This is a genomic window from Streptococcus sp. GMD4S (genome assembly GCF_000296955.1).
In genome coordinates, this window is record NZ_AJRE01000179.1 from 1 (window position 1) to 1,980 (window position 1,980).

Below are 1,980 nucleotides of genomic sequence, written 5' to 3' on the forward strand. Positions count from 1 at the left end.
TATTCAGGGATTTCATAACCTTTAAGGCGGTAGACACGTCCTTTATTAGTAAAGAAGAGCAGATGATCATGGGTGCTGGTTGAAACCAGCTCACGCACAAAGTCATCATCCTTAACCCCAGTACCTTGAACCCCACGGCCACCACGTTTTTGGGCAGTAAACTCACCTTGGTCCAGACGTTTGATGTAGCCCTTGTTCGAAAGGGTAATCAAGACATCCGTTTCTTCAATCAAATCTTCATCTTCAAGAGTTAAGACTTCACCGACCATCAACTCCGTACGACGTTTGTCACCAAACTTGCGTTTGACTTCGTCCAATTCCTCTTTGATGATTTGCGCCACGCGCTCAGGCTTGGCAAGGATATCAGCCAAATCTGCAATCAAGGCAATCAATTCATCATATTCAGACTGAATCTTATCACGTTCCAATCCTGTCAAACGACGAAGACGCATATCAAGGATAGCTTGACTTTGACGTTCAGAAAGCTTGAACTTGCTCATCAACTCAGCTTGCGCTTCCGCATCTGTTTCACTGGCACGAATGATACGAATCACTTCGTCGATATGGTCAAGTGCAATTAAAAGACCTTCTAAGATGTGCGCACGCGCCTCCGCCTTTTCCTTGTCAAAACGAGTACGGCGAACAACCACTTCTTTTTGGTGCTCGATATAAGCATCCAAAATTTGACGAAGGGACAAGATTTTTGGCACACCATTTTCAATCGCCAACATGTTGAAACCAAAGTTGGTTTGCATCTGGGTCATCTTGAAGAGGTTGTTAAGGATAACGTTGGCAGACGCGTCGCGTTTAACCTCGATTACAAAGCGAACGCCTTCACGGTTGGACTCATCACGTACGGCTGTAATGCCCTCAATTCGTTTTTCCTGAACCAAGCGAACAATATGCTCATGTACCTTGGTTTTATTAACCATATAAGGGAATTCCGTTACAACAATCCGCTCACGACCCGTCTTAGTGGTTTCAATCTCTGTACGAGAACGAAGGACAATGGAACCTTTACCAGTCTCATAAGCCTTATGGATCCCTGATTTCCCCATGACAAGAGCACCAGTCGGAAAATCTGGACCAGGCAAGACTTCCATCAAGTCCTTAGTCGTCACTTCAGGATTATCCATAACCAACTTCACTGCATCAATGGTTTCACCCAAGTTGTGAGGTGGAATATTGGTTGCCATCCCAACAGCGATACCAGTTGCCCCATTGACCAAAAGGTTTGGAAAACGAGCTGGCAAAACCAAGGGTTCACGTTCGTTAGCATCGTAGTTATCTACGAAATCAACTGTGTTTTTATTGATGTCACGAAGCATTTCCAGAGCAATCTTGCTCATACGTGCCTCAGTGTACCGCTGCGCGGCAGCACCGTCCCCGTCCATAGAACCAAAGTTTCCATGCCCATCAACAAGCATGTAACGGTAGCTCCACCACTGAGCCATACGAACCATGGCTTCGTAAATAGAGGAATCTCCGTGTGGGTGGTATTTACCCATAACATCCCCTGTAATACGGGCTGATTTTTTATGTGGTTTGTCTGGTGTAACACCTAGTTCATTCATTCCGTATAGAATACGACGGTGAACAGGTTTTAAGCCATCTCGAACATCAGGAAGGGCCCGCGCAACGATAACGCTCATGGCGTAGTCGATAAAGCTGGTCTTCATCTCCTTTGTCAGATTGACATTCACTAAATTTCTATCCTGCATTAATAAATGCCTCATTTCACTATTAGTAATTAGATATATTATACCATAATTCGTCCTTCATTTCAGTCTTTGGAAATCACTAAAACGTTTACATCGATGACCGAATAGAATATTCGTGACAAAGCTTTTTAAAAGTGATAGAATGAAAGTGTCTGGGGATTCCCCTAAAAAAAAATGAAGGAGATGTTTAGATAATGACTTCAACTAAACAACACAAAAAAGTGATCCTTGTTGGTGACGGTGCCGTAGGTTCATCTTA

The 1,980-nt window shown here is 43.8% G+C and carries 1 protein-coding gene and 1 pseudogene; one reads left to right on the plus strand and one right to left on the minus strand.

Features of this window, described 5'->3' with window-relative positions:
• Positions 1 to 1,721, minus strand: a 1,721-nt coding sequence (gyrA, locus tag GMD4S_RS08355) for a DNA gyrase subunit A (RefSeq protein WP_001154046.1), incomplete at its 3' end; no start/stop codon positions are given.
• A 194-nt stretch (positions 1,722 to 1,915) separates the two neighbouring features.
• Here gyrA and GMD4S_RS12960 point away from each other — a divergent pair.
• Positions 1,916 to 1,980, plus strand: a pseudogene (locus GMD4S_RS12960) (lactate/malate family dehydrogenase); the annotation flags it as partial.